This window comes from Streptomyces sp. NPDC032198, from assembly GCF_040636975.1.
In the GTDB taxonomy this organism is placed as follows: Bacteria; Actinomycetota; Actinomycetes; order Streptomycetales; family Streptomycetaceae; genus Streptomyces.
This window is the reverse complement of sequence record NZ_JBEZVL010000033.1, coordinates 1-5,915: the sequence shown is the minus strand read 5'-3', so window position 1 is coordinate 5,915 and position 5,915 is coordinate 1. Positions and strand designations below refer to the sequence as shown.

General features: G+C 73.4%; 2 protein-coding genes. Both read right to left on the bottom strand.

Going from position 1 to position 5,915, the window contains the following annotated elements; all coding sequences use genetic code 11:
* Positions 1 to 1,755 (bottom strand): beta-ketoacyl synthase N-terminal-like domain-containing protein (locus AB0E78_RS41710; protein ID WP_361844908.1); only part of this gene is annotated, 1,755 nt, incomplete at its 3' end.
* Entirely contained in the window at positions 1,752 to 5,897 is a 4,146-nt protein-coding gene (locus AB0E78_RS41705) for an SDR family NAD(P)-dependent oxidoreductase (RefSeq protein ID WP_361844905.1), read from the bottom strand. The genes AB0E78_RS41710 and AB0E78_RS41705, both read right to left, overlap by 4 nt.
* Positions 5,898 to 5,915: the final 18 nt, after the last annotated feature.

The window sequence follows — 5,915 nt, the reverse complement described above, 5'->3', positions numbered from 1 at the left end:
AAACGCAGCAGCCAAACCACACCCCATCCCCACACGCTGCGCACCCTGACCCGAGAACAAAAACGCCGTCCGCACACCACCACGAGCCACACCCTCGGGGCCGTTGCCCTCGGCGAGCGTGGTCAGGGAGTCGAGGAGTTCTTCGCGAGTGGCGCCGAGCGCCACCGCGCGGTGCTCCAGGACGCTGCGCGTGGCGGCGAGCGAGTGGCCGACGTCGACGGCGTGCGGTGCGGACCCGGTGGTCACGAACTCCCGTATGCGCCGGGCCTGCTGGTGCAGGGCCTGCTCGGTACGGGCCGATATCACCCACGGCACCACGGGGACGTCGGCCGGAGTCGCGGCGGGCTCGGCCTCCTTCTCGGCGGGGGCCTGTTCCACGATCACATGCGCGTTGGTGCCGCTGATGCCGAACGAGGACACACCTGCCCGGCGCGGTCGGTCCGTCTCCGGCCACGGCCTGGCCTCGGTGAGCAGCGACACGGGGCTGGCGTCCCAGTCGATGTGCGGGGACGGCCGGTCGACGTGCAGGGTGCGGGGCAGCACGCCCGCCCGCATCGCCATCACCATCTTGATGACGCCGGCCACACCGGCCGCGGCCTGGGTGTGCGCGATGTTCGACTTCACCGAACCGAGCCACAGCGGGCGGTCGGCGGACCGGCCCTTCCCGTACGTGGCCTGGAGCGCCTGCACCTCGATGGGATCGCCCAGCGGGGTGCCCGTGCCGTGTGCCTCGACCGCGTCGACGTCGCCGGGAGCGATCTGGGCGGCGGCAAGAGCGGCACGGATCACCCGCTGCTGGGACGGGCCGTTGGGGGACGAGAGGTTACTGCTGGCACCGTCCTGGTTGACGGCGGAGCCGCGCAGCACGCCGAGGACCGGGTGACCCTTGGCGCGAGCGTCGGAGAGGCGTTCCAGGAGCAGCACACCGGCGCCCTCGCCCGGACCGAAGCCGTCCGCCTCGGCCGCGAAGGCCTTGCACCGGCCGTCCGGCGACAGACCCCGCATGCGGCTGAACTCGGTGAGCACCCGCGGGCCCGCCATCAGGCTCACCCCGCCGGCGAGCGCGAGTGAGCACTCCCCGTTACGCAGTGCCTGGGCGGCCAGATGCAGGGCCACCAGCGACGAGGAGCACGCGGTGTCGACGCTGACCGCGGGCCCTTCGAGGCCGAGCAGGTACGAGACGCGGCCGGCGATGACACTCTGGGTGTTGCCGGTGACGAAGTAGCCCTCCAGTTCGGCGGGCGGATGCGCCAGACGGGTGGCGTAGTCGGACCAGCCGGTGCCGTAGAAGACACCGACGTCGGAGCCGCGCAGCGAGCGGGGGACGAGCCCGGCGCGCTCGATCGCCTCCCAGGAGTTCTCGAGCAGCAGCCGCTGCTGCGGGTCCATGGTGCGGGCCTCGCGCGGGGGCACGCCGAAGAAGTCCGCGTCGAAGGTGGTGACGTCGTCGGCGAATCCGCCGCCGCGCACATACGCCTTGCCGAGCGCGTCCGGGGCCGGGTCGTACATGCCCTCGACGTCCCACCCACGGTCCTCGGGCAGTGCGGTGACGGCGTCACGTCCGGCGGAGACGAGTTCCCAGAGATCTTCCGGCGAACTGACGCCGCCCGCGTAGCGGCAGGCCATGCCGACGATGGCGATCGGCGCGTGGGCGGCGTCCTGGAGTTTGCGGTTCTGCAGGCGCAGCTTCTCGGTCTCTCGCAGTGAGGCCCGCAGCGCGCCGACGATCTGCTCGGTGGAGGCGTCAGTGGTCACGAGCCCTGCCCTTCGGATTCGACGTGTGTGTCGTTGTCGGTGGTGTCGTGTGCCAGCCGCAACAGGCCGGCCAGGTCGAGGTCGTCCACGGCGCTGACCGCCTGTTCGGTGTCGATGTCGGCCGTGAGGTCGCGGGTGGCCGGCTGGTCCGGCCCGTCGTCCGCGTCTTCGGAGTCGGGGGCGAGTTCGGTACGCAGGTACTCCGCCAGAGACGCCGGAGCGGGGTAGTCGAACAGGAGGGTGGCCGGGAGCCGGCGGCCGACGGCCGCGCCGAGCCGGTTGCGCAGTTCGACCGCGGTGAGCGAGTCGAACCCGCCGTCCATGAAGCCTCGTTCGGGGTCGATGGCCTCGGGGCCGCCGTGGCCGAGCGTCTTCGCGGCATGGCCGCGGACCAGGTCGAGCAGCAGGCGGCTCCGTCCCTCCCGGTCGAGTCCGGCCAGTCGCTCTCGCAGCACCTCGGCCTCGGAGGCACCGGCGGCCTCGTCGGCGGTGCTCGCCGCTCGCCGTGCGGGTGCCCGGACCAGACCGCGCAGCAGCGGGGACACGGTGTCGGCGTGGCGGCGCAGTCCGGCCTCGTCCAGGCGGACCGGGAGCAGCAGCGGCTCGTCGGTGAGCAGGGCCGCGTCGAACAGGGCGAGTCCCTGCTCGCCGGTGATCGGTGCGAGACCGGCCCGGGCTATCCTGGCCAGTTCACCGCGTCCCAACTCGCCTGCCATGCCGCCCTGTTGTGACCACAGCCCCCAGGCGAGCGACTGTCCGGGCAGTCCCTCGGACCGGCGGCGCTGGGCCAGCGAGTCGAGGAAGGCGTTGGCTGCCGCGTAGTTGGCCTGTCCGGCGTTGCCGAGTGCGGCGGAGGCGGACGAGAACATCACGAAGGCGGCCAGGTCCAGACCCCGGGTGGCCTCGTGCAGGGTGAGCGCGGCATCCGCCTTGGCCCGCAGCACGGTGTCGAGCCGCTGCGGGGTCAGTCCCTCGATGGTGCCGTCGTCCAGTACGCCCGCCAGGTGGATCACGGCGGTCAGCGGACGGTCGGCGGGGATCTTGGCGAGCAGGTCGGCAGCCGCGTCCGGGGCGGCGATGTCACAGGCGGCCACGGACACTTCGGCGCCGGCGGCCTCCAGTTCCTCGCTCAGCGCGGCCGCGCCGGGGGCGTCGAGTCCGCGTCGTCCGACGAGCAGCAGGTTGCGCACGCCGTGTTCGGCCACCAGGTGCCGGGCGAGCAGTGTGCCGAGGGTGCCGGTGCCGCCACTGATGAGGACGGTGCCCTCGGTGTTCCACACCGGCGGCAGGGTCAGCACGATCTTGCCTATGTGCTGCGCCTGGCTCATGTACCGGAAGGCCTCCGGGGCCTGCCGGATGTCCCAGGCGGTGACCCGCGGGTGGTGCAGCTCGCCGGTCTCGAAGAGCCGCACGACCTCGGTCAGGATCTCCTGCGTGCGGTCCAGGCCGGCTTCCGTCATGTCGTACGCGCGGTAGGTGACGCCGGGGTGATCGACGGCCACCTGCGCCGGGTCGCGCAGGTCGGCCTTGCCCATCTCGACGAACCGGCCACCGCCGGGCAGCAGCCTGAGCGAGGCGTCCACGAACTCCCCGGCCAGGCTGTCCAGGACCACGTCCACGCCGTGTCCGCCGGTCGCCGCGAGGAACTCCCGCTCGAAGTCGAGGGTGCGCGAGGAGGCGGTGTGCGTCTCGTCGAGGCCTGCGGCGCGCAGGGCATCCCACTTGCCGGGGCTTGCGGTGCCGAAGACCTCGGCGCCCAGGTGGCGGGCGATCTGCACAGCGGCGGTACCGACGCCGCCCGCCGCCGCGTGCACCAGCACCCGCTCGCCCGGCCGTACTCCGGCGAGGTCCGCGAGTCCGTAGTACGCGGTGAGGTAGGCCACCGGCACGCAGGCCGCCTGCTCGAACGTCCAGGCGTCGGGAATCCTGACCATGGTGCGTGCGTCGGTCACCGCGGTGGTGCCCAGCGCGCCGGGCACCACGCCGGTCACCCGGTCCCCCGGTACCAGGTTCCCGACCTCGGCCCCGACCTCGGTGACGACACCGGCCGCCTCGCCGCCCATCACGGTGCGCTCGGGGTACATGTCCAGGGCCAGCAGGATGTCGCGGAAGTTGAGGCCTGCGGCGCGGACCGCGACGCGGATCTCGGTCGGGCCGAGCGGCGCCGACCGCTCCGGCGCGGGCAACAGGGCCAGGCTCTCGAAGGTGCCGGGCTCGGTCACGTCGAGACGCCAGTACTCTCCTGCCGGCGGGATCAGCGCCCCGCCGTCGGCGGCCCGGCCGAGGCGCGGCACCAGCAGGTCGCCGCCGCGGACGGCCAGTTGGGGCTCGCCGGCCGCGAGCGCCGCGGGCAGCGCGTCGGTCAGGTCGGCACCACCCTCCAGGTCGACGAGGAGGAACCGTCCCGGGTGCTCGGTCTGCGCGGAGCGCACAAGGCCCCAGATCGCGCCGTGTACCGGATCCGGCGCCGCGTCCCCGGTACGCACCGTGAACGCGTCCCGGGTGACGACGGCCAGCCGTGCGTCGACGGCACCTTCGTCGGACAGCCAGGTCTGCAGGGCGCTCAGCACCCGCCCGGTCTCGGAGCGGACCGCGTCCCGCGTCTCCGCACCGTCGGCCGGGGACACCGTCAGCACCCCGACCTCGGGGCAGGGGGAGGGCACTCGGCCTTGCGGGTCGAGTACCGTCCAGCTTCCGGCCGGCAGCGTGCCGTCCGCCGCGACCAGGTTCCAGTCGAGGCGGAACAGCGCGTCCTGGTCGGCGGACCGCTTGAGCTGCCGGGCCGTCACCGGGCGGGTCACCAGCCGGTCCACCTCGGCGACAGGCCGTCCCGCGGTGTCGGCCAGGCGCAGGGTCAGCTCCCCGTCGCCGCGCGGTGCCAGCCGGACGCGGACCTGGGCGGCGCCCTCCGCGAACAGGCTGACCCCGCTCCACACGAACGGCAGCCGTACTTCGCCGCCGGGGCCACCGACGGCGAGGCCCGCGTGCAGTGCGGCGTCGAGCAGCGCCGGATGGAGGCCGAACCGGCCGGCCTGCGCCTGCTCCCGCTCGGCCAGCCGCACCTCGGCGAAGACCTCGTCGCCGCGCTGCCATACGGCCTTGAGCCCCTGGAACGCGGGCCCGTAGCCGTAGCCTTCGTCGGTCAACCGCTCGTAGAAGCCGTCCAGTTCGACCGGTTCGGCGCCGACCGGCGGCCACGCCTCCAGGTCCGGGGCCTCGCCGGGCTCCTGAGGGGCGAGCACGCCGTCCGCGTGCTGGGTCCACTCGCGCTCGCCGTTCGGGCGCCCGTACACGGTGACCGGGCGGCGGCCGGAGTCGTCCTCCTCGCCGACCCGTACCTGCACGGCGACGCTGCCGGAGGCGGGCACCGAGAGCGGTGCCCGCAGGGCGAGTTCCTCCAGGCGGGGGCAGCCCGCCTCGTCGCCGGCCCGTATCACCATCTCGACCAGGCCGGTGCCGGGGACCAGGGCGGCGCCCGCCACCACGTGGTCGGCGAGCCAAGGGTGGGTGCGCACCGAGAGGCTGCCGGTGAGCAGGGTGTCCTCGCCGCCTGCCAGGGGGACGGCGGCGCCGAGCATCGGGTGCCCGGCAGCCTCCAGGCCCCAGGCGCCCGGGTCCCCGCCGCCGCGCGGCAGGTCCTGCTGCCAGTAGCGGCGACGCTGGAACGCGTACGTCGGCAGACCCACCGGTGAGCCGTCGGTCAGGGCGGCGAGGTCGACGTCGGCGCCGTGCGTCCACAGTGCGGCCAGCGCGTCGAGGAGAGAGCGCGGCTGCCCGCGGTCCGGACGCTGGGCGGCGACGGCGACCGTCCGGCTCCCGGTCTCCTCCTCCAGCGTCTCCTGGGCCATCGCGGTCAGCACTCCGGCAGGGCCCAACTCAAGGAAGACATCGACGCCTTGACCGGCCAACGTCCGTACCCCGTCGGCGAACCGGACAGCCTCACGCACATGCCGCACCCAGTACTCGGGCGTGCTCAACTCACCCGCCTCGTCCAACAGGCCCGTCGTGTCACACACCATCGCCATACGCGGCACCGCATACGTGACCGACTCAGCCACCGCACGGAACTCCGCCAGCATCGGCTCCATCAACGCCGAATGAAAAGCATGACTGACCACAAGCCGCTTCGAACGCCGACCCACAAACCGGGCCAACACCTC